Consider the following 26,936-nt stretch of genomic DNA (forward strand, 5'->3'; position numbering starts at 1 on the left):
AGCGTGGCGTAAATCTACTCGATCCCGAAATCGATGATGCCCCGGACGATTTTGCCGTTCCGCAGATCGTCGTAAGCCTCGTTGATGTCGTCGAGACGGTAACGCCGGGTGATCATCTCGTCGAGCTGGAGCTGCCCGGTCTGGTACAGCCTGGCCAGCCGGAAGATGTCGGATTTCGGGTTACACGAACCGAATACGGTGCCGGCGAGCGACTTGTTCATCAGGATGAAATCCTGCAGATCGATCTTGACTGAGCTGGTCAACTGCGAGGTCATCCCGGTCAGCACACAGGTCCCGCCCTTACGGGTGAGCCGCAGCGCATCGCGGACATCCTCGGCGGTGATCAGCGACGGCGAGACCACGACGGCGTCGGCCATCACACCGTAGGTCAGCTCGCGCACCAAATCCATTGCATCGACCGCCGTTGCGGCGGTGTGGGTGGCGCCGAACTGTAAGGCCGACTTCTGCTTGAACTCCACCGGATCGACCGCCACGATGTAGGCGGCACCGCCGACCCGGGCGCCCTGGATCGCGCCCGTACCGATTCCGCCGACGCCGACCACGACGACCGTGTCGCCAACCCGCATGTTGGAGCGGTTGGCCACCGAGCCGAATCCGGTCGGAATCGCGCAAGACAGCAGCGCGCTGGGCGCCAGCGGCAGGTGCGGCTCGATCTTGACGAGCGAATTCGTCGACACCACAGTGTGTTTCGCGAAGGCTCCCACTTTGGCTATGTGGCCCAGTGGTTTGCCGTCGGCGGTGTGATGGCGGAAGGTGCCGTCGGTCGGCATCCCGGGAGTCATGACGCTGGCCCCCATGTCGCAGATGTACTCCATCCCGCTCGCGCACCATCGGCACTGTCCGCATACCGCGACGAACGACATAACGACGTGGTCGCCCGGTGCGAATTCGGTTACGCCGTCCCCGACTTCGCGCACCGTTCCAGAGCCCTCGTGGCCGCCGATGGTCGGGAACATGGTTGGCAGCCCGAGCTTCCGCAACATCTCGTTTGGCGCCGCCATGTCGCCTTTGAGGATGTGATCGTCGGAGTGGCACAGTCCGGCCGCGGCCATCTCGACCAACACCTCGCCGGCTCGCGGTGCGTCCAGTTCGAAATCCTCGACTGACCACGGCCCGCCGACATCGTGCAGGATCGCCGCCCGGCTTTTCATGCGGTTGGGGTGAACGTGACGGGCAGCTTGTTCGGCGACCGGAAGGTGAGGCCGATGATCCGCGACTCCTCGCCGGTGCCGTCGTCGGGTACGAAAGCCAGGTTCGAGACACGGTTGAGCAGGCTGTTCAGCATGACTCGGGTTTCCAGCCGGGCCAGATGCATGCCGAGGCACATATGGATGCCGCCGGCGAACGCGATGTGTGATTGGCGCGGCCGGTGGATGTCGAAGCGATTGGCGTCGGGCCAACGACTTTCGTCGCGGTTGGCCGAGCCCATGCACATGTCGATCTGTGCGTCCGCGGGGATTGTCTTGCCGCCGATTACGACTTCTTCGGTGGTGGTCCGCATGACCATGGTCAGTGGCGTCTCGACGCGGAGGCCCTCTTCGATGGCGGCGGGGATCAGTGACCGGTCCTGCCGAACCATCTCGAGTTGCTCAGGATGGGTCAGCAGCAGGTACAACAGGTTGCCCGACGAACGGTAGGTGGTCTCCAGTCCGGCGGGCAGTAGCAAGCGCAAGAACGCGATGATGGCGTCGTCGGTGAGTTTCTCGCCGTCGATCTCGGCGGCGACCAGGTCGCCGATGATGTCGTTGGTGAGCTTGCGGCGCCGCTGCTCGACCTGCTCGAGGAAGTAGCCGTGCAACTCGCTCGCCGCGTTGAGCCCCGCCATGATGTCGGTCGGAATCGAGATGAGGTCGAGCGACAGCCGCCGGAACATGTCGAGATCCTCGGGGGGGAGCCCGAGCAGGACCGAGATGATCCGGGTCGGAAACTCGAACGTCAGGGCCTTCACCAGGTCGGCGTGACAGTCATGTTTGATTTCGTCGATCAGCTGATCGCACACCGGCCCGATGACGGACGGCTCCCAGCGCTCGAGCGCGGTGGCCCGGAAGGCCTTGGCCACCAGGCTGCGGTGGTCGTGGTGTTCCTTGCCGCCCATCGCCAGGATCGTGTGCCCCATGACCAGGCCGATGGTCTTCTCGTAGGCGGCCGAAGTGAAGATCCGGTCGTCGCGGAACGCTTGAAACACACCGTCATAGCCGAACAGCACCCACTCGTCGTTCGGTCGCAGCTCCTCCGGCATCTGAGAGTGGTCCCCGAGAGCGCCGTGCCAGACCGGATCGGTACGCCGCATGTATTCGAAGAACGGATAGGGGCTGGTTTCACCGGTGAAATCGAGTGTGACGGGCTGGCCGACGGGGTCGGTGCTTAACGGCATCAGCGCTCCTCCTGAGCAACCAGTAAGGCCGTTGTCGCGGGTCGGTCGTGACCGCCCCCAGCGACTTCGGCGGGTGTGTCCGAGCGGAATGTCGCTATCATAGTATAAATAGCAACGAAGCCCAACGGCTTGTGATGGTTACCGTAACGGGCTCAGTATTGGTCTGGATAGGTCAACGAGGCGGTGATTGGCAAGTGTCCCAGCGGCGTTTCGTGTGCTCCCTCGACGAGCTGCCGCCCGGCGGGATGAAGCTGGTCGACGTCGGCAAGTTCGGCGTCGGCGTGTACAACGTGCACGGCGCGTTCTACGCGATCGTGAATTACTGCTCGCACGAAGGTGCCCCGCTATGCCTTGGCTTGCTCGGGGGCACCACCGAATCGGCGCCGGACGAGCCCGGCGGGATACGCCGGGTGCGCGACGGACAGATCGTCCGATGCCCTTGGCACAACTGGGAATTCGATGTCACCACGGGTCGCAACATCGCTGATCCGCGTCGCCGCATCCGTACCTACCAAGTCGACGTCACCGACGGGGAGGTGTACCTGACCGCATGATCATCGACACCAACGTCCAACCGCACTTCCGCTACAACGCCGAGATCCGGCGTTACCTCCCGGCTGCCCACCAACTGCGGTCGATCCCCGACGTGGAGCAGCAGTGGTACCAGGCCCCCGGCGGCGACTACCGGCAAGACCTTTACGACGCCGACCTGTACCCGGGTTCGGATCCCGACACCGTCAGCCGCCACCTGTTCGATGACATGGGGGTCGACTTCGCGATCCTCAACCCGCTGACTCGCGGCAACATCGCCGATTACCTGCTCAACAGCAGGATCTGCGCGGCGGTCAACGACTGGCTGCTGGACCGGTGGCTCGAGCCCGACACCACCGGCCGATTCCGGGGCACCATCCGCGTCAACCCGGAAGATCCCCGCGCCGCGGTCGCCGAGATCGAGCGCCTCGCCGGTCACCCGAAGCTGGTGCAGGTCGGCATTCCGATGCAGTCGCGCGAGCCGTACGGCAAGCCGATGTTCGAGCCCATCTGGGAGGCCGCGGCCGCCCATGGGCTCCCGGTGGCGGTGCACATCAACGGCGGCAACGGCGTCGACCATGCGCCGACCTTCGCCGGGCACGCGCACACGTACCCGGGATATGCGGCCTTCATGCCGCTGAACTACTTCGTGCATCTCGCCACGCTGATCATCGAGGGCGTGTTCGGCCGGCTAACCGGCCTGAAATTCGTTTTCGCCGACGGCGGCTACGACATCCTTACTCCGCTGATGTGGCGGCTGGACACCTTCTGGTTGTCCATGCGCGACCAGACGCCGTGGGTCGATCGCTATCCCAGCGAATACCTGCCCGGCCATGTCCGGTTCTGCTCGTCGGCATTCGACGGGGCGCTCGAGCCCGGCCAGACGCAGCGCTGGATGGAGTTCAGCGGCAAAACCGACTTGCTGATGTACGGATCGAGCTACCCGCACTGGTCGACGTCGTCGCCGGATGTGGCGGCGGCGGGGCTCGACGGGCCGCAGCGCGACCAGGTGTTGTGGCGAAACGCGAGTGACCTCTATGGGCTTACGGCGCGAGCTGAGGCTCGGCCGGGATAAGGAGAGTGCCATGACCACGATCGAGCGGGTCGAGTCGTCGACAGAGCACGACGACCACATCGCGGTGACCATCGTGGACACCGACGTGCATCCGTTGCCGGTCTCGACCGAGGTGCTCAAGTCGTACGCACCGGCCGAGTGGGTGGACAAGATCTGGCCGACCGGGAATGCGGTGAGCCCGATGTCGTACTTCTACGACACCCCGGATTCGTTCAAGACGTCGTCGCTGCGCATGGACTCGTGGCCGCCCAACGGCGGAGTCGCCGGCAGCGACCCGGACTTCGCCGCCCAGCAGCTGCTGGTCGACGCGGGCGTCAGCATCGCGTCGCTGGAGCCGATGTGCGACGCGCAGCTACCCCAGGCCGAACACGTGCTCAAGTCCACCTACAACGACTGGCTCGCGGACGTCTGGCTGGACAAGCACAACGGGCACGGCCGCTGGCGCGGGTCGATCAGCGTCAGCGCGCAGACACCGGAGCAGGCGGCGCGTGAGGTCGAGCGCTGGGCGGGACATCCCTACATGGCCCAGGTGCTGATGACTCCGCAGACACGCGGAATCCCGTTCGGTAACCCGCATTTCGACCCGCTCTACGAAGCCGCGTCGCGCAACGGGCTGCCGATTTCCACGCACCTGATGGGTCAGACGCCGTTCGAATTGATCCCGCTCTATCCGGTCGGCAATCCCGCGCACTGGCACGACTTCTTCGCGTCCTGGCCGCTGCTGTATGTGTCGCATCTGATGAGCCTGGTCTTCGACGGCGCGTTCGACCGGCATCCGGACCTGCGGGTGGTGTTCATCGAGGGCGGCTTCACCTGGGCGATGCCGGTGATGTCACGAATGGACCGGATCTGGGAAGCCCGCCGTGGCGACTTGCCGCACGTGCGGCGCCGTCCGTCGGACTACGTGCGCGAACATGTTCGCTTCACTACCCAGCCTCTGGAAGACGCCGGCACCGTAGAGTTTCGCGAGTATCTGGAAATGATGGACCTGGGAGACAATCTCATGTTCTCGACGGACTATCCGCACTGGAGCTATGACTCGCCGACCTACGCCATCAACCGGTTCCCCGCCGACCAGCGGGAGCGGATCATGCGCGGGAATGCGACGGCTTTGTATGGGCTGCCGGCAACCGTCAAGGCGCTCCCCGGTGAGCGGCAAGCCGCCGTCACCCCGGAAAGCTGAATCGCCCGGGCCCGGTCTCCCCGCCGCGCTGAGGCCACTGATCAGCAAATACGACAAGAAATGGTCGTCGCTCGATGCCGCGGCCGTGGCCGAGAAGCGGAGTGTGACGGCTCGCGGCCGATCAGGTCTACCTTAAATATGTTTTCCGACATGGCCTCCCGCCAAGCCCGCACGACACCCCCCACCATGAGCCCGGAAGTTGAGAGGGTATGACACAAACGGATCTGACCCGCCCGCAAGGTATTAACCGCCTCGACCCGGTGCTGCGCGACGCCGCGAGCGAGCTGGGCATCGTCGAATTCCGTGCCGAGACACTGGCCGACGAACGGGAGCAGGCCAACCGATTGGCCGCCCAGCGTGCCGCGGCGGTCGACACCGAGGGCGTGGCCGTCGAATCGCGCTCGATCTCCGGTCCGGGTGGCCAGCAGCTGAACCTCCGCTTCTACCGGGGCGGCATCGAAGGTGACTCGGGAGCGCCGTTGCTTGTGTACGCCCACGGCGGTGGTTTCGTGAGCGGCAACCTCGACACCGACCACGCGGAGTGCGTGGAGCTGGCTCGCGACGGCGGCTGTCTGGTGGTTTCGGTCGACTACCGGCTGTCGCCGGAGAACCCTGCCCCCGCGGCACTCGACGACGTCGAGGCGGGCCTTTACTACGCCATCCGCAACTGCGCCGAGCTCGATGTCGATCCGAGCCGCATCGCCGTGATGGGCCGCGACGCGGGTGCCGCCCTGGTCGCGAGCCTGGCGCAGCGCATGTTCGACAACGAGGGTCCACAGATCCGGATGCAGATCCTGCACCAGCCGATGCTCGACAGCGACGCCACGCCGTCGCGGCGGGAGTTTCAGCGCACGCCGGGGCTCAACGGCCCCGCGGTGAGCCGCGCGTGGGGCCACTATCTCGGCCCGACCAGCGCCACCGGCCAACACGTTCCGGCGCACCGGGCGAACCTGGAGGGGCTGCCGCCCACGTTCATCAGTTGCTCCGAGATCGACCCGTGCCGCGACGAAGCCATCGACTATGCGAACCGGCTCCTTCATGCTTTCGTCCACACCGAATTGCACGTCATCGCAGCGACATTCAACGGCTTCGACTCGATGGTGCCGGATTGGGTTGTCTCTCAGGAGAACCGGGCCTTGCACGCACAGTCGGTGCGCCGAGTGTTCGCGATGTAGCAGCTCGATCGGGTTATCGACTGAACTCCGGGATCTCTTACGGTATTGACGTTTGCTAATATCGAGAACGTGATTCTTGGCGGCGGCGACCGAATGTCGCGGAAGGGTCGGTCGGCATCATGACCGCCGTGGACTCGCCTGAAAAGGCACTCTTCGTCTCGACAACCCAATCCTTTCTGCAGAAGGAGGCGCCGCTCGGTCGCGTCCGTGAGCTGCACGCGGCGGGGGTTTCCTTCGATCCGGCCTGGTGGCGGCGCGCCGCGGAACTCGGCTGGACCGGCCTGCTCGTTCCGGAGGAGTTGGGCGGCGGCAGCGTGTCGGAGAGCGGTCTCGCGGATCTGGCCACGGTCGCCGAACTACTCGGCAAGACCGTGGCACCCGGACCGCTGTATCCGGTCAGCGTCGTGCTGACCGCCCTGGCCGAATGCGCCGACGCGCAAGCGCACGCCGCCGTCATCGAGTCGCTGATCTCCGGCGAAACCGTGGCGTCCTGGGCAGTCTCGGAACCCGGCCGCGGCTGGGCGCCGCTGGACCCGTCGGTGACGGCCATCCAGACCGACTCCGGCTATCGCATCGACGGCACCAAGGACCGCGTCGAGGCAGGGGCCCAGAGCGCGCTGCTGCTCGTGGTGGCGCGATGCGGCGACGATATCCGTCAGTTCCTGGTACCGACGGACGCGCCGGGCGTTCGGGTCGAGCCGCAGCAGTCCGTCGACTTGGTCAAGCAATATGCGCGGGTGCACTTCGACGGCGTGGTGGTGGACTCGTCCGCGGCCGTTGGCACCGCCGCCGAGACCGCCGCGCTGATCGACCGGCAGAGCCAGATCGCTCAGGTGTTGCAGTGCGCCGAGGTGGTCGGCGTCGTGCAGACGGTGTTCGACTTCACCGTCCAGTGGGCGCTCGACCGGCACACGTTCGGCCGCCCGCTGGCGTCGTATCAAGCACTCAAACACGGCTTCGCCGACATGAAGCTGTGGCTGGAGGCATGCCGCGCCACCACGAGCGCCGCGGTTGCCGACCTTGCCGATCGCTCACCCGAGGCGGGCTTGTCGGCCAGCATCGCCAAGTCCTACGTCGGCGAGATGGCGGGGCGGATCGTCCAGGGTTGCGTACAGATGCACGGCGGCATCGGCGTCACCTGGGAGCACGACCTGCACCTCTACCTGAGGCGGGTTACGTTGTACCGCTCCTTGTTCGGCACGCCGGAGGAGCACAACTTGCGGGTGTATGAATCAGAGAAAGCCGGACGTTCCGCGGCCGGAGGTAAGACCAGATGACGCCGACGGAATCAGTTGCCGAATTCGCCGCCCGCGCCAGGGCGTGGTTGGCGGACAACATGCCGGCCATCGACCCCGAGGCGCCGCCGCCCGCGCCGCGCGACGACGAGGACGCCTGGAAACGGGCCCGAGAACTGCAAAAGCGGCTCTACGAAGGCGGATTCGCCGGTATTTGCTTTCCGCGCGAGTACGGCGGCCTGGGTCTGGATTACGCCTACCAGAAGGCATTCGACTCCGAATCCCGGCGCTACGAGATGCCGTTGATCCTCAACACTCCGACGTTCACCATCTGCTGCGCCACGCTGCTCGACACCGGTACGGAAGAGCAGAAGAAACAGCACATCGCCGCGGCACTGCGCGGCGACGAGGTACTGGTGCAGCTGTTGAGCGAACCCAGCGGCGGATCAGATCTGGCCGGCGTCATCACCCGCGCCGAACGCCAGGGCGACCGCTGGATCATCAACGGCGCCAAGACCTGGAGCACGAGTGCGTTCGCCGCCGACTATGGACTGTGCCTGGCCCGCACCGATTGGGATGTGCCCAAGCACGAAGGGCTCACCATGTTCCTGGTGCCGATCGGTCATCCGGGAGTCACGCTGCGGCATATCACGATGCTCAGTGGCTCCAAGGAGTTTTGCGAGGAGTTCCTCGACGGGGTGGATGTGGGCGTCGACGCCGTGGTGGGCGAGGTCAACGGTGGTTGGGCAGTGGCGTCGCGACAGCTGTATCACGAGCGCCGGGCGGTCGGGCAGGGTTCGGAGTTTTCCAGCGGTAGTGGCAGCGAGGGCGGCCATACGAGTCCCGTTGACTACGTTGGCCTTGCCGAAAAAACGGGTCAGGCCGACAACGAACGCGTACGCGAGATGGCCGGCCGGGCGCTGGTGCACCGTGCGGTGGCCGAGCAATTGATCGATCACGTGTACCGCAATGTCCGCGACGGTGTGCTGCCCCCGGCGGCCGGCACGCTCATCCGATTGTTCCATTCCGAGACCGTGACGCTGGACATGGACACCGCGATGGCGGTCGGGGGAGCCGTCGGCGTGGTGGGCGAGATCGGTGAAGGCCTAGAGACCGGACTGCGCTACCTGTCTCGGCAAAATGTCGCCATCGGTGGTGGCACAACGGAAATGGCCCGTAACGTGATCGGGGAGCGGGTGCTGGGTTTCCCACGCGAATACGCCGCCGACCGCGGGGTGCCGTTCAATCAGGTGCGGCACGGTGAACGCGCTCTGCCGCGTTAGTCCTGCGCGAAGACGTTCTCGCTATCGCCGGTTTCGACGGGTATCTGGACCATCGACAAGATGTGGTGCGCGGGGCTTCCCGGCGGGGCGATCAGAACGCATTCGCCGCCCTGTCTGCGGGCCCGGTCACGGGCAGCGGCCAACGCGCTGACGCCCGCAGACCCCAGGTGGGTGACGGCGCCGAGGTCGATCGTCAAAGGTGCTATGCCCGAGCGGCTTTCGACCGCGATCAGGCGGTCCAGCGTGGACGCGGTGTTGGAGTCGACGTCACCGCTGACCACGATGTGGCCGGCATCGCGGACCGTCGAGACGAATTCGTTGTCGGTGGCCCGCCGGTAGGTGGATCGGCTGACGATCGTGTCGGTGACGAAGTTGGCCGGTCGCGACAGACGGTGTGTCACGCTGGCCGTCGTTCCATGGTCGCTACGCGTGATGAGCGCCTGGGAAACCAAAGCCTCGGCCATCGCAAGTCCGCGCCCACGACCCTGTTCGCCTTCACGGTGATCCTTCCACTGTCCGCGGTCGATCACCGCGGCACGCAGGTTGCCATCGCCGGACAGCGATGCCTCGACGACGACACCGTCGGAAACCTCCGTGGTGTAACCATGTTCGACCGCGTTCTCGACGAACTCCGAGATCGCGTGCACCACGTCGGAGATGTCGTCGGCGTCGGCGCCGATCTCCGAGAGCCAGGTGCGTAGCCGGGAGCGCACGGTGCGGGCGGCGTGGATCGTGGCGTCCAGCGTCATGTGCAGCGGCGCCAGGGGAGTGCGCCGTTGTGCCGCGAGCAGTGTGACGTCATCGCTGTAACCGGTTGACCGGAGCAGTAATTCGAGTGTCTCCGAACAGATACGGTCGATCGTTCGCGCCGGTGCGTCGATGACGAACCCGCCGATGCCGGCGGCGATGTTGGCGGCCAGGTCGGCGAATTCCGCGGTGCTCGCGCCCAGCGGCCGGCCGGGGCGTTCGATCAGGCCGTCGGAATAGAACAGGACTGAGTCGCCGATGTCGAGCATCTCGGTGCGAACCGGAAATCCGACGTGGCTGCCAAGTGGACCCCCGCCAGAGGGTTCCACGTACCGCGCGGTCGCGTTGGCGGCCACCAACAACGGCGGCGGATGGCCGGCGGTGCAGTACTGGAATTCGCCCGTGGCGTAGTCCAGCGAGCCGACGCACAAGGTGGCTGAATTCGATCCCGGTACATGCTCGTGGAAGCGATCGACCGCCTCGAGTGCTTCGGTGATGCTGTAGCCCTGCGATATCTGCATGCGCAGCGCGGTGCGCAGTTGCGACATGACGGCAGCGGCTTCGACGCCGTGGCCGACGACGTCGCCGACAACGAGCACCAACCGGTCCCCCAGGGGTATCGCGTCGAACCAGTCACCGCCGGCCGCGGTGTCCTCCGTGGCGACCAGATACTGCGCGGTGATGTCGGCGCCGGGAACGACCGGCACTGACGAGGCCAGCAGCGCCTGCTGCATGACGATGGCGGAATCGCGGACGTTGCGATAGCGCTCGGAGAGCTCCTCGATGCGCGCCTCCGTGGCCAAGCGTGCCTGCACGCGGTCCGTGACGTCGTCGAAGATGATCTGCACACCCTCGATGGATCCGCCCGATCCGCGACGCGCAGTGACCAGGAAGTCGAAGTACCTCTCTTCGACTCCCGAACCCTCGAAGTCGGCCTGCAGCCGCCACTCCGCCCCGGATTGGCGCTCACCGGTCTCATAGACCCGATCGAGCATCTGAAAAATCTGCTGGCTCTCCAGCTCGGGATAGACCTCGCGCGCCAGCATTCCCACCGGGTTGAACGCCGGATTCAAGGCACGATAGGCCGCGTTGGCCGCGACGAAGCGATGCTCGGGCCCTTCCAGGCCGATCAGCATCGCGGGGACCTTCTCGAAGATACGGCGCACGTCGTCAGCCGCACCGACAATTTTGTCCCAGTCCTTTTCGGCCACCATCTGGCCGTCCCTCCTACGGAGCCTCCCTGCGGGCCTTTCTAGTGACCGAGAAATCCAACAATGCGCAGCCCTATTCGACACACGCAAGTTATCAGATTAGCAATGGTTGGCCGGTGCCTCGTGCATCAGTTTGCTAACGGCCGGTGAGCTTGTCCACGAGCGAGGGGCGCGTACTCATGTCACCGTCGTGGCCAGCGCGGTGTCGATGGTCGGATGCAGGGGCAATGCTGCGCCGAGATTGCACGCCTGGATGACGCGGGCGACGCCGGGATCGCAGCTGACCAGCCGCAATGTGACGCCGCGACGGCGGCACAGCTCGGATTCGGCGGCCAGCACGGCGAACGCGCAGCAGCCCATGAAATCCAGGCCATTGATGTCGACGATGAATGGGCCCGGGGGGTTGGCGGCCGCGGCCGCTTCTTCGACCAGCCGACGCCAGGTGTGCTCGTTGGAGGCATCGACCTCACCGCCCGCGCGAATGATGACCACCGCGCCGCTGCGCTGGGTCGCTGCCCTCAATGTGCTGTGCGGATCGCCGAGTTCGGAAACCAGCCGGGGGCTGAGCGTCACCCTGGTCACAGCGGACTCGACCGGAGTCGGGTTCATCGTGCACTCCTAACCGGTCGCGTCAACGAGACCGTGCTAGATGCCGGTGGCGACACCCTTGTTCGGAGGGAAGCTTCTTTTCTATAGCAAGGCGGAAGGCCGCGTCTATAGCCGCGCCGGGGACCAGGACATATAAAGATGCCCGCCTCCGAGCGACAACTCTGCGATATGTCGCTCGGAGGCGGGCGATGCTCAGCGCTGGATCAGGCGGAGACCGGCTTCTTGGCCGGTTTGGAAACCTTCATGAGCTCCATCAGGTTGCCGCCCATGATCTTGGCGATGTCCTCGTCGCTGAAATCGGCGAGCTCATCGACGAAGGTGATCGGGTCCTTGAGGCCCTCAGGATGCGGCCAGTCGGAGCCGAACATCACCCGGTCGGTGCCGACCATGTTGACGATCTCGGTGAACCGGTCCTCCCAGAACGGGGTGATGTAGACGCACCGCTTGAACGCCTCGACCGGGTCCTCGCTGAACGACTGCGGCATCTTCTTGTAGACGCCCTTGAGGCCTTTGAACAGGTCGGGCACCCAGTCGGCGCCGTTTTCGATGGACAGGATCCGCAGCTCGGGGTTGCGGGACAAGGCGCCGTGACAGACCAACGCACCCATCGCGTCCAGGATCGGCCGATGGCCCATCGCAAAGCTCCGGAAGGCGGTCGGCTTGAACGGCAGGAACTCGTCGCCAGGCTCCCACACATTCGCGAATTCGGAGTAACCACTGTCCGATGCGTGCATCGAGACCGGGATGCCGGCCTTGACGCAGGCCTGCCAGAACGGGTCGAATTCCTCGAGGCCGAACGACCGGCTGCCCTTGTAACCGGGCACCGGCGCCGGGCGGACCAGCACGGTGCGGGCGCCGCGCTCCAGACACCACTCAAGTTCTTCGAGCGCGCGCTCGACGATAGGCAGCGTGATCACCGGGGTGGCGAAGATGCGCTCTTGGTAGTTGAACGACCACTGCTCGTGCATCCACTCGTTGAGCGCGTGGATGACGTCGTGGGTCATCTCCGGGTCGTCCTTCATCCGCTCTTCGACCAGGCTGGCCAGCGTCGGGAACATCAGCGCGTAGTCGATGCCGAGCTCGTCCATGACCTCGAGCCGCGCGCCCGGTTCGCGGAAGGCGGGGATGGCCTTCATCGGCTCGCCCAGGATCTCGCGGTAGGTCTTGCCCTGTGCGCCGTTGCGGAAGTAGTCCTCCTGGGCGCCGGGCTTGGCGACCTTCTCGAAGGTCGGGTTCGGGATGTACTCGCTGATGTGGCCGCGCACAACGATCTTGGTCCGACCGCGGACCTGCACGTAGTCGATGACGTTCTTGCGCTTCTCCGGCAGGAACTTCGTCAGCGCTTCCTGCGGCTCGTACATGTGGTTGTCGGCGTCGAACACCGGAAAGGAAAGCTCGCGAGACGGCATGGCGATCTCCTTGAAGGCTGGATTCTCTTTGGGTGGTAATGACGTTACCACTTCTGCCCAACAACATATACCGGCCTAGGTGTCCGCCCGGAGACCCTTCGGTGTCGCGCCGTTGATGATGGCGAAATTGACGGTCGCCGTTGCGGCGACTTCGTCGTCGCCGTCGCCGTAGATATCGATCTGCATGACCATCGCCCGCCGGCCGGCTCGCAGCATCCTGGGCACCGCCAGCGCGGCGCCCTGCCGGATCGGCCGCAGGTAGCGGACGAACAGATCCGCTGTCGTCATGGTGGTGCCCGGCTGCAGAAAATCCAGCCCGAACTGGCCGCCCGCCACGTCGACAAGTGTGGCGATCAGGCCGCCCTGCAACGCACCGGAAGTGTTTGTTACATGCGGACTTACGGGCATCGTCATCGCGAATTCGCCATTGCGTGATGCCGCGCGCATGCCGATTTGGGCGAATAGCTCGGCCAGCGTCGGTGTGCTCGTTTCGTCGTCGGTGTCGCGGATGCCCAACGCACGGCTGAGGAAGTCGTACAGCTGGCCCGCGTCGACCGGCTTTCCGTTCAATTCGGTACCCAGCCAATGCAACCGCTGGGCTCCCACCACCGTCTGCATGACGATCGCGGCCGCCGCCGCGACATCGAGGCCCGGGTTGAACACTCCCTCGGTGATGCCGTGCCCGACGATGTCGCGAATGAGTTGATGCAACGGGGACAGCACGCGGGCGTACTCGCGGGGACGCGTCTCGGCCAGATGCTGGTTGTAGAGCCCCAGCGCCCGGTTGAGGCTGTCCTGGGTGCTCGATTCCGGTTGCTGGCTGATGCGGTCGATCAACAACTTCAATGCGGAGGTGCTGTCCAGGCCGGCGGTCTCGGCGCGCCAGGTAAGCACCGACTGCGAAATCGTCCTGTCGAACAGCGCGAGCAGCAGTTCGTCCTTGCTGCTGAAGTGCTGGTAGAAGGCTCGCAGCGAGGTCTTGGAGCGGGCGACGATCTCCTGCACGGTGAAGTCGGTGCGTCCGGTCTCCCGCAGGATCTCCACGGCCGTCTTGATGAAGCGGTCGCCGCGCGTCACTTCGGCTTCATCACTGGGGGCGGTCATCAGCGCTAGGTCCCCTTCCGTTGCGCATGCGTGCGCATCGAGAATGAGGTTACCGCGCGGACCATCGCGCCGTGCGGGACCGGCCGGGACGGCCCGTCCCGGGCGCCGCCGTGGGTTCGGGCCGATCCCTAGTCCGGGGTCTAGGGGTTCGGCCACCACATCTAGCCGCGACCCTCACCCTTCGCGGGCGGCGATCATCGCCGAGCGATTGACCTTGGTCGCCGCCGTGCGGGGAATCGCCTCGACGAACTCGACGGTCTTGGGAGCCTTGTAGTGCGCCAGGCGACTCTTGGCGTAGTCGATCACCTGTTGTTCGGTGAGCGGCGCACCCTCTGCGAGCTGAACCACCGCGTGCACCCGGCGTCCCCACTGCGAGTCGGTGAGTCCGATGACGACGACGTCGGCGATGCCGGGGTGGCCCGCAAGTGCGGACTCTACTTCGGCGGGAAAGACATTGGCACCGCCGCTGACGATCATGTCGGCGCGGCGGTCGACGATATAGAGGAAGCCGTCCTCGTCCAGGTACCCGATGTCACCGGCGGAACGGAAGCCGTCGTCGGTCGACGGTAGCGGCGGCGCGCCGCCCAGATAGCGGGATCCCGCGCTCATCGGTGCGCGCAGGTAGATCTCGCCGTGTTCACCGGGTCCAAGCGGTCTGTAGCCGGCGTCGAGAATCCGGATCTCGGTGTCCCGGAAGCCGCGGCCGACACTGCCCGGGTGAGCCAGCCACTCGTCGCCGCGCAACGCGGTGAGCCCGAGGTTCTCCGTCATGCCGTACGCCGTCACGATCCGCTCCGGGCTGAGCAGCTCGCACCAGGTGTGCATCAGCGACGGCGGCATCACCGCGGCGCCCTGCAGGATGAAAACGATGCTGGACAAGTCCCGCTGCCGGACGTCGGGCCGGGCCGCGATGCGCGCCAGCATCGTGGGGGTGGCCGTGAAGTTGGTGATCTCAAAGCGTTCGATCACGTCTAAAACCAGTGCAGCGTCGAACTTTTCAAGCACGACCAGGTGGTCACCGGCCAGCAGGAAGAAGAAGGTGGCGAAGCCGTTGGTGTGATACATCGGTGCGGGCACCATGATGGTCTGTGGCTGCGCCACCGGTGTCCAGTTCGACAAGAACGGCTCGCCGTGCTGCGGAGTCCAGACCGACGGCGCCAAGCTGAGGATCACCTTGGGTACGCCGGTCGACCCACTGCTGCAGATTCCGTTGGCATTGGGGGAGATGGCCGCGGGCAGGGGGCTGGTGGACTCGCCGGCGGCACGAGCATCCAACGCCCAGCGGGTGTTCTCATCGACGACGACGGCGGGGTCGATCACCTCACGCACCCGGTTTCGTTCCCAGTCGGGCAGGTCCCAGTGCATAGGAACGGGAACCGCGCCGATCTTCCAACACCCCAGCGTGGCCAGCATGAGGTGTTGAGAGTTCGGGATGGCAAGCGCGACAAGAGAACCCGTTTGCGCACCGCTGGCGGCCAGCGCCCGTCCCCATTGGTTGGCGCGGGCGTCGAGTTCGCCGAAGGTCAGGCTCTGGGCGGTGCCGTCGAGGGCGACGACGGTGACCCCGGTCTTGTCAGGGTGCTCGCGGGCGAGCTCTTGCAGTTTGGTTCCGAATGGGATGCCGTCGTCCAGCGGGTTGGGCGTCGCACCGGCAGTCGCGGACTCGGTCGTCATGCAGGCTCCGACACCGGCTCGCTGAACAGGGTCTCCAGGGAGCCGTCGCGGACGTCGGAGATCAGCCGCAGCCCGAGCGCCTCGGCGCCCAGCGGCAACCGGATCAGCGGCTGGGTGTGCCGGTCGAGCACGCTGACGTCGGACTCGTCGCAGAAGCCCAGCGCGCCGAGCAGCTGGTGTGAGGCACGCAGCACTTGCCGTGCGGTGTCGGTGGCTTTGAACCTGAGCACCAGCGCGTCGGCGGAATGCACCTGCACCGGCAGCGATTCCGGGCGGCAAATGGTGTATTTCGCGAGCTCGTGCAGTCCGCGGACCGCGACCGAGGCATCCGCGACGGCGAACCGGACGGCCTGGAAGTCGGCCAGCGGTTTGCCGAACTGGATCCGGGCCTGCACGTGGTCGGTGACGATCTGCAGCGAGCGCTGCATTGCTCCCAGAATCCGCCATGATCCCAGCACGAGATGAAGATTAACGTCGCGGTCCGGAACTGTCCCGTCGGGTGCGCTCAACGAGGCCGGCACCAGGAAGGGCCCCAGTTTGGCGTTCGTTCGCGATGCCAGCTGCAGCTGGTACCGGTTGCCATCGAGGTCCGCGGCGATCCAGTCGCCGGGCAGATCGCCGTGGTCGATGCGCGGTGCCTCGGGATTGACCAGGGCCAGCCGGGCGCCGTCGATGGCCAGTAGTTCCTCGACGAGGGGATAAGGCAGCGCGTGCGCACCGGCGGTTTGGCAGAGCACCGCCGCGGCCAGCAGGTCGTCGGGGCCGGACCGAATATCGAGCTCGAACGCGCCGAGTTCGCCCAGCGCGGTGCGCGCCGCGTCCCGAACGCTGTCGTCGGTCTCGGCCCGCAGCGCGGCCTGCGGGCCGCCCAGCCGATCGAACCGCTTGGCGGCGACCGCCGCGAAGTCGCTAATATCTTGTGGCAGTGCGGTTTTCACCGGCTTCCTCCCAGAGCTTCTCGTGCCACCAGCATGCGCTGCACCTCGATGGTGCCCGATGCCACGGTGGCCGCTTGCGCATAGCGCCAATGGTCTTCGACCGCCCCGTGCAGTGCCGCCGACGCGCCGCTGTCCAGCGCGACCGGGCCCAGCACGTCGAAAAGCAGCTCGGCCACCTGCTGATCGCAGGTGGTGGTCGCGATGCGGGCGGCGCTGGCCGCCGCACCCGCCGACGGGTCGTCCTGCAGCGACACGGCGCGGTAGGCCAGCAGCCTGGCTACCCGTAAATCGACAAGTGCGCGAACCCACCGAGCCCGCAGCGATTCGGGCAGCTGGTCCCACTGGTCGCCGAGCTCGTTCTGGATTCGATGCAGCAGCGACTCGCAACGCGCGTAGCGCGCGATACCCACGCGCTCGAACGCGAGCGCTTCGCGCATCACCCGCCAGCCGTCACCCGGCTCGCCGAGAACATCACCCGGGAACGCCTGCACATCGTCCAGGAACATCTCGTTGAGGTGATGCGGCCCCAGCATCGACGGGATTCCCCGCACCGTGAAACCGGCCCGGTCCATCGGGATCAGAAAAAGCGTGAGCCGCTTGTGTTTTGGGGCATCGGGGTCGGTGCACGTCGCAAGCACGCACCATGACGCCATCTGCGCATACGACGTCCACACCTTCTGGCCGGTGATCCGCCAACCATCCCCGTCCGGCACGGCTCGGGTGCGCAACGACACGAGATCCGACCCGGCTTCCGGCTCGGAAAAGCCTTGGCACCAGATCACATCACCGGAGGCAATGGCCGCCAGGTGCTTGGCCTTCTGCTCGGCGGTGCCGTAACGCATCAATGCCGGGCCGACCCAGTTGATCCCCATGTATTGCGGACCACGGGGCTCGTGCTGGGCCCACATCTCCTCGCGCAGCACCGTCTGCTGCCACACCGAACCACCGCCGCCGCCATGCTCTTTCGGCCAGGCCAGCGCCAGCAATCCCTCGGAGGCCAGCAGCTTGCAGAACGTCTCGGTGGTGGCCAGGTCTTGCGGATCCTCCGTGCAGGCGCCGAGGAAATCGGGCGGGACATGGTGGGCGATCAACTCCCGCAGGCGGTGTCGCAGTTCGACGGCGTCGTCACCGAGGTCGTAGTCCATCGTCATCCCTTCGGCAGCCCGAGCAGTCGCTCGGCGATGATGTTGCGCTGCACCTCCGACGTTCCGCCGTAGATGGTGGCGGCGAGCGCGTCCTGGCGTTCGAACAGCAGATCCGGGTCGCTGGCCGAGTGCGGTCCTTCGGCGGCGGCCGCGAGTTCCCAAACCCTTTGCAAGGTAACCGATCCGAGTAGCTTCATAGTGTCGGCTTCCGGGCTGGGCCGGCCGGCCAGTTCGTTGGCCAGCGCGCGATATCCGGTGGCCCGCAGCGCCTCGGCGTCGGCAAGCAACGATCCCAGCTCGGCGCACAGATCCTGGCCGCCGTCGGGGGCACCCTTACTTGCGTTGCGCACGGCGTCGAGTCCGCGTTTGATTTCGACCCAGTTCATGATCCAGATCATCTGGCGTTCGTGGTGCAGCGACGACAGCGCGACGTTCCAGCCGCCGTTCACCGGCCCCAGCAGGTTTTCGACGGGGATTTCGACGTCGTCGAGGAAGACCTCGCAGAACGTCTCGTCGGAGATCGACGACATCCGGATGGGTTCGATGCGCACGCCGGGGGAGTGCAGGTCGAGGATCAAACACGAGATGCCACGATGTTTCGGCGCATCCGGATCGGTGCGTGCATACAACGTGCACCATCGCGATTCGTGGGCCTGGGTGGTCCAGATCTTGTGACCGTTGACCCGGAAGGCGTCTCCGTCGCGCTCGGCGCGGGTGCGCAGGCCGGCGAAATCCGACCCGGCCTCCGGCTCGGACATGCCCAGCGCCCACCACTCATCGCCGCGCAGCAGCGGCACCAGCAGGCGCTCGATCTGTTCGGGTGTGCCGAACTGCCGGATGCCGGGTGCGGCGACGCCTGGGCCCTGAATGTTGGGCAGCTTGGGCGCCGACCGCAGCGCGCCCTCGATCCGGATCTCCATCGCGTCGCGCAGGCCCAACGATCGGCCGCCATGCTCGCGGGGCCAGGTGGGCTGAAGCCACCCGCCCTCGAATGCGGCCCGCTGATAGTCGCGGCGCAGCGGGATATCCCAGCGATATTGGCGGTAGTTCTCGTAGTAGTCGTTCGGCAGGAACGCCGCCAACCAGTCGATGAACTCGGCGACGGCCTCGGATGGAGTCGTGGCGCTGGTCATGCGGCGCCTCCGGCGAAGCGGCAGCCCACCTCGTGGTAGAGCGCGCGACTGTCTCCCAACAGCGCCGCGCCCTGCCAGGCGTGCCGGACGTAGAGGTGCATGTCGTGCTCCCAGGTCTGCGCGAGCGCGCCGTGCACCTGGACCGCGGTGCGCGCACAGCCGGCCGCGGCGTCGCCGGCCGCCGCCTTGGCCAGCGCCGCGGCGGTCCAGGCATCCGCGGGTGCGGTGCCCGGATCGGCGAGGCGGGCCGCGGCAACATAGGTGAGGCTGCGGGCGCGCTCCACGCCGACGTAGTTGTCGGCCAGCGCGTGCTTGATTCCCTGGAATGCCCCGATCGCCGTGCCGAACTGACGGCGTGCCTTGGCGTGCTCGACGGAGCGGTGCAGGGCGGCGCCGGCCACTCCGACCAGATCCGCGGCGACGGCGACCAACGGTGCCGTCAGCGCCGATTCAAGGTTGACCGGTGCGGAGGCCACGGGCTCGGCGTCGATCTCGACGTCGGCCACCGGTTGGGCAGGATCGGTCGACTCGCCCGCAATGATCGTCACGCCGTCGCCGCCGCGGACGACGACGGCGACGTACCCGTCGATGGATTTGGCCAGCGCCACGATCAGCTCTGCCCGAGACACATTGGGGACCGCGACCGCGCGACCGCGCACCCGTCCGTGGCGCAGCGTCATCGGCGCGCCGGCCGTCCGAGATCCCTTGGCGTGCACCGCCAACGTGGCAACGGCGCCACCGGCGATCTCGGTGAGCAACGAGTCCAGCCCGGCCGCGCGCAGGACACCCGCGGCCAGCCCGACGCTGCTGAGCAACGGAATCGGCGCGAGGGCCGCGCCGCACTCCTCGAGAACCACGGCCAGTTCGACGGGCCCGTAGTCGCCGACACCGGGTGCGGCCAGTTCGGTCCAACCGAGGTCGACTACCGTCTTCCACACAGCGCGCCAGCGCTCCGGATCCGTCAGGGCCTGGCGGGCGGCATCGGGAGGACATTCGGTGCGCAAGATGTCGCGCACGGTGTCGCGCAGCGACAACTGATCCGAAGTCAGTCCGACATCCATAAGACCCCTAACATAATAAAGATAGTAAACTAGCGACCCGGTTGCAATCGGCACGAGCATAGGTGGGCGCATGGTGGAGTGGTATCTGTTCCTGCCGCAAGTGCGGCTGTCGGTGGGCGATATCACGGAGCGGGCCCGCCATGCCGAGGCCAGTGGCTTCGACGGCATGGCCTTCATCGATCACCTCGAGGCTCCCGGGTTGCCCGGCGAAAGCATCTGGGAGGCAATGGCCGTCGCCAACTGGGTGGCAGCCAAGACCGAGCGGCTGCGGATCGGTCATTTGGTGCTGTGCGACGCCTTTCGGCATCCCGCCGTGCTCGCCAAACAAGCTGTCACCCTGTCCGAAGCGTCCGGCGGCAGATTCGATCTGGGCCTCGGCTCAGGATCCTGGCCCGCGGAATTCGCCAGATTTGATGTCGGTCAGCAGGATCCGGTGGCCCGCGTCCGGCAGCTCGGCCGTCACCTGGCCCTGATCAGGCAGTACTGGGGCGATGAAACCAAAGAGGCCAGCGACGAGGACGGCGCGGTTCAGTTACCGAGACGCAACCATCCGATACCGCTGGTTCTGGGTGGCAGCGGACCGCGCATGATGGAACTCGTTCGCAATTACGCGGATTGGTGGAACCTGCAGGCCAACCACCTCGACCGGTTGCCCAAGCTGGCCGCAACGGCGGGAAGCGCCCGCATTTCGGTTCAACAGATGATCGGCTTCGCCCGGTCGGGTGACGACCCCGACGCCGTGCGCGAGATGAGCACGCGCCGATTCGGCAACCTCGGGCCCGGGCTGGTGTGCGGCGACGCCGACGAGCTGACCCAGCACTTTGCGGGTCTGGCCGCCCAGGGTGTCGAGCGCTGCTACGTGTGGTTCGCCGATTTCGCGAAGCCGGAATCCCTGCACGAGTTCGGCGAGACGGTGATCAAGACGTTCCCTGGCGCCGGCGGCGGGCTTCGTTAGGGACGACCGGCGGTCGGGCATACGGACCCCGCTGCACCGCGGAAAGCCGGATCTCCGGCAGATCGACCGACGGGTCCACGGTGTCCAACCAGGCGACCGCCGCGGCCACGTCGGAGATCCGAATCGCATACATCTCGAAGGGAACGTCCTGCAGCATCTCGGTTTCCACCGGGCCCGGCGTCACGATGTGCACCGCGATACCGTCCCGATCGACTTCGAGCGCCAAGGCCCGGGCGAACGCGTTCATGCCGGCTTTCGACGCGGAGTAGGCGGTGCGGGCCATCATCGGCTCGTGCGCCGCCGACGACGAGATGAACACGAAGCGTGAGCCGGCGCGCATCCGCGGCAGCACCGCGGAGGTCACCACGAAGCACGAATCCAGGTTGGCCGAGATGATGGTCTGCCACTGCTCGAAGGTCTGCTTGCGCGCATAGGTTCCGCCCAGCGTGCCCGCGGCGTGGACGACCAGGTCGATCGATTCCAAAATGCTTATCGCAGCGGCGAATCCGTGCGGATCGGATGCGTCGGCCACGATGTGACGGGCCCCGATCTCCTCGGCGGCCGCGCGTAATGGGCCCTCGCGCCGGGCTACCAGCACGACGTCATAACCCAGCTCGGCCAGCTTGCGGGCGCATCCCATCCCGATGCCGCCGCTGCCGCCGGTGACCAACGCGGTTCGCATGGCGATGTGAGGCTCCCTCAGGAGTGCCGGAGATCCCGCGGGCGTGACAACGCCTGCGGCGAAAGTGCATAGATCCGTTGCGTGGGCCGACCGGCCAGCACATAGGTCTGTGTGTCGGCGAGGTGACGACCCGCGATGCGCCGAGCCCGGTCGACGTCGCCCTCCGCAATGGTCTCGGCCAGCTTGGTATGAGTGTTGAGGACCGCGCGTCGCTGGGTCAGTGACGGATAGGTACCACGCGCCGCGCTCTCGTCGGCCCACTGGCGTTCGTGGCTGCCCCACAGTGTCTCGAGACTGCCGACGACGGCGATGATGGTGTGATTTCCGCACCCCTGCACGATGAGATCGTGGAATTCACGGCCGATTTCGGTGAACAGCCGGCCGTCCTCGAGGTTCTCGGCCATGGAGTCGTTGACCTGCTTGAGTTCCGGAACGAGGGTGTCCGCCCGGTCCGGCCGCTGGGCCGCCAATGCGGCGCAGGCGGGCTCGAGTTCCTGCAAAGCCATGCCCAGGTCGGCGACCTCAACGGACTCGCTCTGCAGCAACAGCCCCAGCATGTAGGCCGCACTGGTCTTGGCCGGTGCATGCACGACGGCGCCGCCACGGTTACCCCGTCGTACCGAGACCAGCCCCTCGGTTTCCAGGATGCGCAGGGCTTCTCGCAACGAGACCAGACTGACGTTGAACTGTTCGACCAGCACTTCCTGTCGCGGCAACAAATCGCCGTCGGCAAGCTCGCCGTCGATAATTTGCCGGCGCAATTCGTCGGCTACGATTTCGGCGATCCTCGGCGCCGACAACCGGCGACGGGCATCGGGACCAATTCCCAGGGCGGTCATCCAATCCTCGCAGGAGCATCGGGGAGAGTGGCGCGGCATGTTGCGCGCGCACTCGGCTGGCTTAGCTATTTTAGCAGTAATGATATAAATAGCATCTCTGGTCGCGTGTCGATCGGAAGGACGGATGCAATTGAGCCAGGGGTCTGATGACCGTCCGACACCGCTGCACGAGTTGCGTGTCGTCGAGATCAGCGACCGGATAGCTGGCAGCTACTGCGGGAAGTTGCTGGTCGACGCCGGAGCGCAGGTGCGCAAAATCGAACCGCCGCAAGGAGATTGGCTGCGGCGTTACTCCGCGAGCTGTTCGCCGGTGCCGGATGGCCAGGCGTCGCCGTTTTACAGCTACCTCAACGCCGGCAAACGCAGCATGACCTTCGCGCCCGACTCCGAGCGGCTGCGGGCCGAATTGGCGGGCGCCGACGTGATCATCCTCACCGCCGGCCCGTCGCGTGCCGCCGCGCTGGGCATCGATCCGCGTCAGCTGCTGGCCGACTCGCCGCGGGCGGTCGTCGTCACGATCTCCGACTTCGGCTGGACCGGACCGTATGCAGATCGCGCCGCCAGCGAGTTCACCTTGCAGGCCTGGGCGGGCTCGCCCGGTTTCCGCGGTGATCCGGCCGGGCCCCCGATTTCGATCGGCGGCGACCTGGGGGAGTACATGGGTGGTGTGTTCGCCGCGTTCGGTGCGCTGGCCGTGCGCCGCCGCGTCGAGCACGGCGGTCCCGGCGAGCATCTCGACCTGTCCATGCTCGAGGCGATGACGTTGATGCAGAGCAGCGAATGGCTGCATTCGCAGTTGCTGCGGGTGCCGCCGGTCAGCCGCACCACCGAAGTCCCTTCGATCGAGCCGGCCAAGGACGGCTACGTCGGGATCACGATGGTCACCGGCCAGCAATGGCTCGACTTTTTGGCGATGGTCGAGTGCCCGCAGCTCGAAGAGATTGAGCAGCTGCGTTTTCAGATCGGCCGCTGGGGCTACCGCGACCTGATCCGCGAGCAGATCGGCCCGTGGCTGGCCGAACGGACCGTCGCGGAGATCGTCGAGCTCGGGCAGCTGTTCCGGCTGCCGATCGCGTCGCTGGGCAACGGCGCCACCATCCGCGAGGTGGAATACGTCACCGAGCGTGGGGTATTCGTGGAAAACCCCGCCGGCTTTCACCAGCCCCGTCCGCCGTGGCTGATGTCGGAGTGCGCGGCGGCTCCGGTCGGCGACACCACCGGCCCGGGTGCGGACAACGACGAGTCGCCCTGGCGCACAAGCAAACCCGAAGGCGATCCGGTGCCGCGAGCGCGCCCGCTGGAAGGCGTCCGGATCGTCGATCTGACCGCCTTCTGGGCCGGGCCGGCGGCAACCCACCTCCTGGCGGCGTTCGGCGCGGAGGTGATCAAGGTGGAGTCGATCCAGCGCCCCGACGGCATTCGGTACTCCGGCGGTATGCGCAAAGACGTGGACGACTGGTGGGAGTACGGCTGGGTTTTCCACGCGATGAACACCAACAAGCGTTCGGTCACACTGGATTTGGGCTCCGAGGAGGGGCGCCGCCTGTTCAAGAAGCTGGCGGCCGACGCCGATGTGGTGATCGAGAACTTCTCACCGCGCGTGATGGACCAGTTCGGGCTGACCGCCGATGTGCTGCTCGAGGTCAATCCCGAACTCGTCGTCGCCCGCATGCCCGCGTTCGGGCTCGACGGCCCGTGGCGCGAACGGGTCGGGTTCGCCCCCACCATGGAGCAGCTTGCCGGACTGGCCTGGGTGACCGGACTGCCGGATGCCCCGCCGGTGACGCCGCGTGGAGCCTGCGATCCGCTGGCCGGGGTGCACGCCGCGTTCGCCGTGCTGGCCGCGCTGAACTTCACCGAACGCACCGGAACCGGTCAGCAGGTCGAGCTGCCGATGCTCGAAACGGTGCTGAACGCCACCGCGATACAGGCGATCGAATCGGAGGTCTTCGGAACGACGTTGAGCCGCCGCGGCAATCGCGGTCACGGTGGGTTGATCCAGAACATCTACCGATGTGCCGGGGCGCCAGAAAAAGACGATTGGATCGCGATCACCGTGCGCGACGACCAGCAGTGGCGTGCACTCGTCGACCTGATTGGGCGGCCGGCCTGGTGCGACCGGGGTTTGGCCACGGCCGACGGCCGGCGCGAACGAGCCGACGACATCGATCACCGGCTGCAGGAATGGTTCGCCGAGCAGCCACTGGAATCAACGGTGGAGCGGCTGGCCGGCGCGGGGGTGCCCGCCGCTCCCGTAGTCTCGCCGTCGCTGGTGACCGAGAACCCCCAGCTGCGCGACCGGGGTTTCTTCGAGACGTTGCAACATTCGAGCATCGGGTCAGCGATGTATCCGTGCCCGCCGTTCGCATCCCTGTCCGGCCAGGACCGCTGGCTGTTGCGCCCGCCGCCGCTGCTGGGCGAGCACAATGGGGAAGTACTGCGCGATCGGTTGGGGCTGACCGACCAAGAATTGACGAACCTCGCGGCCAGCGGGGTGATCGGAACCCGTCCCAAGGGTCTATGAGGAGGCATCTGATGCGCGTGACCGTCGACGAGAACTTGTGTGAGGCCAACGGCTTTTGTGAATCGCTCGCCCCGGACGTGTTCGAACTGGGCGACGAGGATGTGGTGCAGATCGCGGACGGCCCGGTTCCGCCAGATCGGGAAATCGACGTCCGCGCCGCGGTGGAGCAGTGCCCGAAAGCCGCACTGCGGTTGCAGGACTGAGAAATTCCGAGGCATCCATGTCATCGCGAGACATGGCGAAGTACGCCGCAATGCGGCCCTACTTCGAGCTTGTCGTCGGGTCCCTCGACGGTTTGGTCGATGGGACCGACTTTTTCGATATCCACGCCGAGAATGTGGTGGTCGAGTTCATCATCACCGTCCCGACCTACCCGAGGCGAATCGTCGGGCGAGGGACGCTGGCCGAACTGTATGCCGATTACGGGGATTCGATCGTCCAGAGCCACAGCAGCGACGTGCACCGCTACTACGACCCCGAGAAGTCCACGGTGGTTCTCGAGTACACGATGCACGGCACGGTGGTGAGCACGGGCGCGCCGTACGTCAACCGATTCGTCTCGGTTATCACGATCGAGGGCCGAAAGATCGTGCACTGGCGCGATTACCTGGATCCGCTGGCGGTGTTCGCCGCGTTCGGCGACGGGCCGGCCCCCTACTGATTCAGCGTCGCTCGGCCACCGAGATCGCCATCTCGTCATAGATCGACATGTTGGTGGTCAGGTTCGGATACGACACCTTGGCCGGCCCGATTTCGATGCGATCGCAGCGCAGCAGCAGCTCGTCGAGCACCGCCCGCAGCTCCGCGCGCGCCAGCATCGCACCCAGGCAGTGGTGCGGGCCGCCGCCGCCGAAAGCGACATGCGGGTTGGGCTGCCGACCGATGTCAAAGGTGAACGGGGACTCGAAGACCTCCTCGTCGCGGTTGGCCGAACGCAGCATCGACACCACCCGGTCGCCCGCGGGAATGTGCTGGCCGTCCATCTCCACGTCGACCTTCGCGGTGCGCGTCCAGTACGCCACCGGTGACGCCCAGCGCAGCACCTCCTCGACGGCGCCGGGCCGCAGCGCTTCATCCTCGCGATAGCGTTCGATCTGCTCTGGGTTCGCGACGAACGCCTGCAGCCCCATGGCCAGTGCGTTCTTGGTGGTGTCACTGCCGGCGAACGCCAGGACGAAGAAGAAGAACTCCAGCTCGTTTTCGGGCAGGCTGAACTGCTCGCCGTCGTCCCCGGTGATCACCGCGGACGCCAGCGTGCTCCAGATGTCGTCGGTGGGATCGCCCCGCTTGTCGGCGGTGAGCTCCATCGCGTACCCGAAGACCGAGGCAAAGAGCTCGAGTTCCACCTGCCCGCTCGGGCTCGCCTCGGGCGCAAGCGCCTTGAGGATGCGGTCGAAGATGTCGAATATTCGCGGCCGGTCCTCGTCCGGGATGCCGATGATGTCGCCGATCACCGTCATCGGCAACGCGTCGGCGACGTCGTCGATCCAATCTCCGCCGCCCTCGGCGAGCAGCGCGTCGATCATCCGCGCCGCACGCGCCCGGATGCCGTCTTCGAGTTTGGCGATGGCACGCGGGTTGAAAGCGTTGGAAATCAGTTTGCGGCGCTTGTTCAGGTCCGGCGGGTCCAACGTGATGATGGTTGGGTACGACGAGAACATGGCGACCGGCTGAATGAGCGGGCCGTCGGCAGCGGTGAACGACTCGGTGTCGCGATGCAGGCGCACCGCGTGCCGGTGTTTGGTCGCCACCCAGAAATCACGGTGCACGGTCTGTGCCACGCCCGGCGTGAGGCCGTGTCGGAAAAGTGGCCTGGTGCGCCGCAACTCGGCGAACAATTCATCGGGAAAACCGTTACGCCACAAGGCGAAATCGGATAGGTCCACCGCAGCAGCAGTCATGCGCAACCCCGCTCGCTCTCCCACCACGCGGCTACCGGCTGGTCCCGCGTTGACGTTCTATGCTTAAAATAGTAAAAATAGACTTTAGTCGTCGAAACGCGGTGAAGTAAGAGCGGCCCAGCCGCGT

The 26,936-nt window shown here is 66.1% G+C and carries 24 protein-coding genes; 10 read left to right on the forward strand and 14 right to left on the reverse strand.

The genetic code is table 11. From position 1 onward, the window contains the following. Positions 1-14 precede the first annotated feature (14 nt). The gene (locus ACZY0B_RS02605) at positions 15-1,172 is read right to left on the reverse strand and encodes a Zn-dependent alcohol dehydrogenase (protein WP_463762413.1); all 1,158 of its coding nucleotides are present in this window, start codon (positions 1,170-1,172) and stop codon (positions 15-17) included. After that, on the reverse strand, positions 1,169-2,395 hold the full coding sequence (locus ACZY0B_RS02610) for a cytochrome P450 (protein ID WP_463762414.1): 1,227 nt from the start codon (positions 2,393-2,395) through the stop codon (positions 1,169-1,171). The genes ACZY0B_RS02605 and ACZY0B_RS02610 overlap by 4 nt, the downstream gene beginning before the upstream one ends. 194 nt (positions 2,396-2,589) lie before the next feature. Here ACZY0B_RS02610 and ACZY0B_RS02615 point away from each other — a divergent pair, with 194 nt between their 5' ends. From ACZY0B_RS02615 to ACZY0B_RS02640, 6 genes are all read left to right on the forward strand, one after another. After that, positions 2,590-2,949, forward strand: coding sequence for a Rieske (2Fe-2S) protein (locus ACZY0B_RS02615; RefSeq protein ID WP_463762415.1), 360 nt, complete (start codon positions 2,590-2,592; stop codon positions 2,947-2,949). Further along, complete coding sequence (locus tag ACZY0B_RS02620) at positions 2,946-4,001, forward strand: amidohydrolase family protein (RefSeq protein ID WP_463762416.1); 1,056 nt, start codon at positions 2,946-2,948, stop codon at positions 3,999-4,001. Before ACZY0B_RS02615 ends, ACZY0B_RS02620 begins: the two co-directional genes overlap by 4 nt. 10 nt (positions 4,002-4,011) lie before the next feature. Beyond that, the gene (locus ACZY0B_RS02625) at positions 4,012-5,184 is read left to right on the forward strand and encodes an amidohydrolase family protein (RefSeq protein ID WP_463762417.1); all 1,173 of its coding nucleotides are present in this window, start codon (positions 4,012-4,014) and stop codon (positions 5,182-5,184) included. 209 nt (positions 5,185-5,393) lie between these two features. Next, positions 5,394-6,359, forward strand: coding sequence for an alpha/beta hydrolase (locus tag ACZY0B_RS02630; protein WP_463762418.1), 966 nt, complete (start codon positions 5,394-5,396; stop codon positions 6,357-6,359). 119 nt (positions 6,360-6,478) lie between these two features. Further along, positions 6,479-7,636: an acyl-CoA dehydrogenase family protein gene (locus ACZY0B_RS02635; RefSeq protein ID WP_463762419.1), complete on the forward strand. Its 1,158-nt coding sequence runs from the start codon at positions 6,479-6,481 to the stop codon at positions 7,634-7,636. Beyond that, positions 7,633-8,877 carry an acyl-CoA dehydrogenase family protein gene (locus ACZY0B_RS02640; protein ID WP_463762421.1) on the forward strand — a complete coding sequence of 415 codons (1,245 nt, stop codon included), beginning with the start codon at positions 7,633-7,635 and terminating at the stop codon, positions 8,875-8,877. Before ACZY0B_RS02635 ends, ACZY0B_RS02640 begins: the two co-directional genes overlap by 4 nt. On the opposite strand, the gene ACZY0B_RS02645 is transcribed toward ACZY0B_RS02640, so the two are convergent. From ACZY0B_RS02645 to ACZY0B_RS02685, 9 genes are all read right to left on the reverse strand, one after another. Then, positions 8,874-10,838 carry a SpoIIE family protein phosphatase gene (locus tag ACZY0B_RS02645; protein WP_463762422.1) on the reverse strand — a complete coding sequence of 655 codons (1,965 nt, stop codon included), beginning with the start codon at positions 10,836-10,838 and terminating at the stop codon, positions 8,874-8,876. The genes ACZY0B_RS02640 and ACZY0B_RS02645 overlap by 4 nt on opposite strands. A gap of 174 nt (positions 10,839-11,012) precedes the next feature. Beyond that, on the reverse strand, positions 11,013-11,444 hold the full coding sequence (locus ACZY0B_RS02650; protein WP_463762423.1) for an anti-sigma factor antagonist: 432 nt from the start codon (positions 11,442-11,444) through the stop codon (positions 11,013-11,015). 203 nt (positions 11,445-11,647) lie between these two features. Continuing rightward, positions 11,648-12,853: an amidohydrolase family protein gene (locus ACZY0B_RS02655; RefSeq protein WP_463762424.1), complete on the reverse strand. Its 1,206-nt coding sequence runs from the start codon at positions 12,851-12,853 to the stop codon at positions 11,648-11,650. 75 nt (positions 12,854-12,928) lie between these two features. Continuing rightward, positions 12,929-13,957, reverse strand: coding sequence for a hotdog fold thioesterase (locus ACZY0B_RS02660; protein ID WP_463762425.1), 1,029 nt, complete (start codon positions 13,955-13,957; stop codon positions 12,929-12,931). Between the two features lie 174 nt (positions 13,958-14,131). Then, a complete protein-coding gene (locus ACZY0B_RS02665; RefSeq protein ID WP_463762426.1) occupies positions 14,132-15,631 on the reverse strand; it encodes a class I adenylate-forming enzyme family protein in 1,500 nt (499 codons plus the stop codon). Then, positions 15,628-16,569: an acyl-CoA dehydrogenase family protein gene (locus ACZY0B_RS02670; RefSeq protein ID WP_463762427.1), complete on the reverse strand. Its 942-nt coding sequence runs from the start codon at positions 16,567-16,569 to the stop codon at positions 15,628-15,630. The genes ACZY0B_RS02665 and ACZY0B_RS02670 overlap by 4 nt, the downstream gene beginning before the upstream one ends. After that, entirely contained in the window at positions 16,566-17,714 is a 1,149-nt protein-coding gene (locus ACZY0B_RS02675) for an acyl-CoA dehydrogenase family protein (RefSeq protein ID WP_463762428.1), read from the reverse strand. The genes ACZY0B_RS02670 and ACZY0B_RS02675 overlap by 4 nt, the downstream gene beginning before the upstream one ends. A 2-nt stretch (positions 17,715-17,716) precedes the next feature. After that, positions 17,717-18,847, reverse strand: a complete 1,131-nt coding sequence (locus ACZY0B_RS02680) for an acyl-CoA dehydrogenase family protein (RefSeq protein WP_463762429.1) — start codon at positions 18,845-18,847, stop codon at positions 17,717-17,719. Then, on the reverse strand, positions 18,844-19,908 hold the full coding sequence (locus ACZY0B_RS02685; protein WP_463762430.1) for an acyl-CoA dehydrogenase family protein: 1,065 nt from the start codon (positions 19,906-19,908) through the stop codon (positions 18,844-18,846). Before ACZY0B_RS02685 ends, ACZY0B_RS02680 begins: the two co-directional genes overlap by 4 nt. Before the next feature lie 70 nt (positions 19,909-19,978). Here ACZY0B_RS02685 and ACZY0B_RS02690 point away from each other — a divergent pair, with 70 nt between their 5' ends. Continuing rightward, entirely contained in the window at positions 19,979-20,863 is an 885-nt protein-coding gene (locus tag ACZY0B_RS02690; protein WP_463762431.1) for an LLM class flavin-dependent oxidoreductase, read from the forward strand. Here ACZY0B_RS02690 and ACZY0B_RS02695 read toward each other — a convergent pair. Continuing rightward, positions 20,826-21,545 carry an SDR family oxidoreductase gene (locus tag ACZY0B_RS02695; RefSeq protein WP_463762432.1) on the reverse strand — a complete coding sequence of 240 codons (720 nt, stop codon included), beginning with the start codon at positions 21,543-21,545 and terminating at the stop codon, positions 20,826-20,828. The genes ACZY0B_RS02690 and ACZY0B_RS02695 overlap by 38 nt on opposite strands. 17 nt (positions 21,546-21,562) lie before the next feature. Next, on the reverse strand, positions 21,563-22,384 hold the full coding sequence (locus ACZY0B_RS02700) for a FadR/GntR family transcriptional regulator (protein ID WP_463762433.1): 822 nt from the start codon (positions 22,382-22,384) through the stop codon (positions 21,563-21,565). A 124-nt stretch (positions 22,385-22,508) separates the two neighbouring features. Here ACZY0B_RS02700 and ACZY0B_RS02705 point away from each other — a divergent pair, with 124 nt between their 5' ends. Genes ACZY0B_RS02705 through ACZY0B_RS02715 form a run of 3 tightly spaced genes read left to right on the forward strand, consistent with a single transcriptional unit; the run spans position 22,509 to position 25,569 of the window. After that, on the forward strand, positions 22,509-24,908 hold the full coding sequence (locus tag ACZY0B_RS02705; protein ID WP_463762434.1) for a CaiB/BaiF CoA-transferase family protein: 2,400 nt from the start codon (positions 22,509-22,511) through the stop codon (positions 24,906-24,908). An 11-nt stretch (positions 24,909-24,919) separates the two neighbouring features. Next, entirely contained in the window at positions 24,920-25,111 is a 192-nt protein-coding gene (locus ACZY0B_RS02710; protein ID WP_463762435.1) for a ferredoxin, read from the forward strand. A 32-nt stretch (positions 25,112-25,143) separates the two neighbouring features. Then, positions 25,144-25,569, forward strand: coding sequence for a nuclear transport factor 2 family protein (locus tag ACZY0B_RS02715; RefSeq protein WP_463762436.1), 426 nt, complete (start codon positions 25,144-25,146; stop codon positions 25,567-25,569). A gap of 1 nt (position 25,570) precedes the next feature. Here ACZY0B_RS02715 and ACZY0B_RS02720 read toward each other — a convergent pair whose 3' ends face one another. Next, entirely contained in the window at positions 25,571-26,809 is a 1,239-nt protein-coding gene (locus tag ACZY0B_RS02720; RefSeq protein WP_463762437.1) for a cytochrome P450, read from the reverse strand. Between the last annotated feature and the right edge of the window lie 127 nt (positions 26,810-26,936).

The sequence above is a fragment of the Mycobacterium sp. IDUB_19 genome (assembly GCF_055419445.1).

Excerpts from the sequence above, each read along its gene's own strand:
- ACZY0B_RS02605 (WP_463762413.1), bottom strand. The coding sequence starts at position 1,172 with ATGAAAAGCCGGGCGGCGATCCTGCACGATGTCGGCGGGCCGTGGTCA.
- ACZY0B_RS02610 (WP_463762414.1), bottom strand. The coding sequence starts at position 2,395 with ATGCCGTTAAGCACCGACCCCGTCGGCCAGCCCGTCACACTCGATTTC.
- ACZY0B_RS02620 (WP_463762416.1), top strand. The coding sequence starts at position 2,946 with ATGATCATCGACACCAACGTCCAACCGCACTTCCGCTACAACGCCGAG.
- ACZY0B_RS02625 (WP_463762417.1), top strand. The coding sequence starts at position 4,012 with ATGACCACGATCGAGCGGGTCGAGTCGTCGACAGAGCACGACGACCAC.
- ACZY0B_RS02630 (WP_463762418.1), top strand. The coding sequence starts at position 5,394 with ATGACACAAACGGATCTGACCCGCCCGCAAGGTATTAACCGCCTCGAC.
- ACZY0B_RS02635 (WP_463762419.1), top strand. The coding sequence starts at position 6,479 with ATGACCGCCGTGGACTCGCCTGAAAAGGCACTCTTCGTCTCGACAACC.
- ACZY0B_RS02640 (WP_463762421.1), top strand. The coding sequence starts at position 7,633 with ATGACGCCGACGGAATCAGTTGCCGAATTCGCCGCCCGCGCCAGGGCG.
- ACZY0B_RS02645 (WP_463762422.1), bottom strand. The coding sequence starts at position 10,838 with ATGGTGGCCGAAAAGGACTGGGACAAAATTGTCGGTGCGGCTGACGAC.
- ACZY0B_RS02650 (WP_463762423.1), bottom strand. The coding sequence starts at position 11,444 with ATGAACCCGACTCCGGTCGAGTCCGCTGTGACCAGGGTGACGCTCAGC.
- ACZY0B_RS02655 (WP_463762424.1), bottom strand. The coding sequence starts at position 12,853 with ATGCCGTCTCGCGAGCTTTCCTTTCCGGTGTTCGACGCCGACAACCAC.
- ACZY0B_RS02660 (WP_463762425.1), bottom strand. The coding sequence starts at position 13,957 with ATGACCGCCCCCAGTGATGAAGCCGAAGTGACGCGCGGCGACCGCTTC.
- ACZY0B_RS02665 (WP_463762426.1), bottom strand. The coding sequence starts at position 15,631 with ATGACGACCGAGTCCGCGACTGCCGGTGCGACGCCCAACCCGCTGGAC.
- ACZY0B_RS02675 (WP_463762428.1), bottom strand. The coding sequence starts at position 17,714 with ATGGACTACGACCTCGGTGACGACGCCGTCGAACTGCGACACCGCCTG.
- ACZY0B_RS02680 (WP_463762429.1), bottom strand. The coding sequence starts at position 18,847 with ATGACCAGCGCCACGACTCCATCCGAGGCCGTCGCCGAGTTCATCGAC.
- ACZY0B_RS02685 (WP_463762430.1), bottom strand. The coding sequence starts at position 19,908 with ATGGATGTCGGACTGACTTCGGATCAGTTGTCGCTGCGCGACACCGTG.
- ACZY0B_RS02690 (WP_463762431.1), top strand. The coding sequence starts at position 19,979 with ATGGTGGAGTGGTATCTGTTCCTGCCGCAAGTGCGGCTGTCGGTGGGC.
- ACZY0B_RS02695 (WP_463762432.1), bottom strand. The coding sequence starts at position 21,545 with ATGCGAACCGCGTTGGTCACCGGCGGCAGCGGCGGCATCGGGATGGGA.
- ACZY0B_RS02700 (WP_463762433.1), bottom strand. The coding sequence starts at position 22,384 with ATGACCGCCCTGGGAATTGGTCCCGATGCCCGTCGCCGGTTGTCGGCG.
- ACZY0B_RS02705 (WP_463762434.1), top strand. The coding sequence starts at position 22,509 with ATGCAATTGAGCCAGGGGTCTGATGACCGTCCGACACCGCTGCACGAG.
- ACZY0B_RS02710 (WP_463762435.1), top strand. The coding sequence starts at position 24,920 with ATGCGCGTGACCGTCGACGAGAACTTGTGTGAGGCCAACGGCTTTTGT.
- ACZY0B_RS02715 (WP_463762436.1), top strand. The coding sequence starts at position 25,144 with ATGGCGAAGTACGCCGCAATGCGGCCCTACTTCGAGCTTGTCGTCGGG.
- ACZY0B_RS02720 (WP_463762437.1), bottom strand. The coding sequence starts at position 26,809 with ATGACTGCTGCTGCGGTGGACCTATCCGATTTCGCCTTGTGGCGTAAC.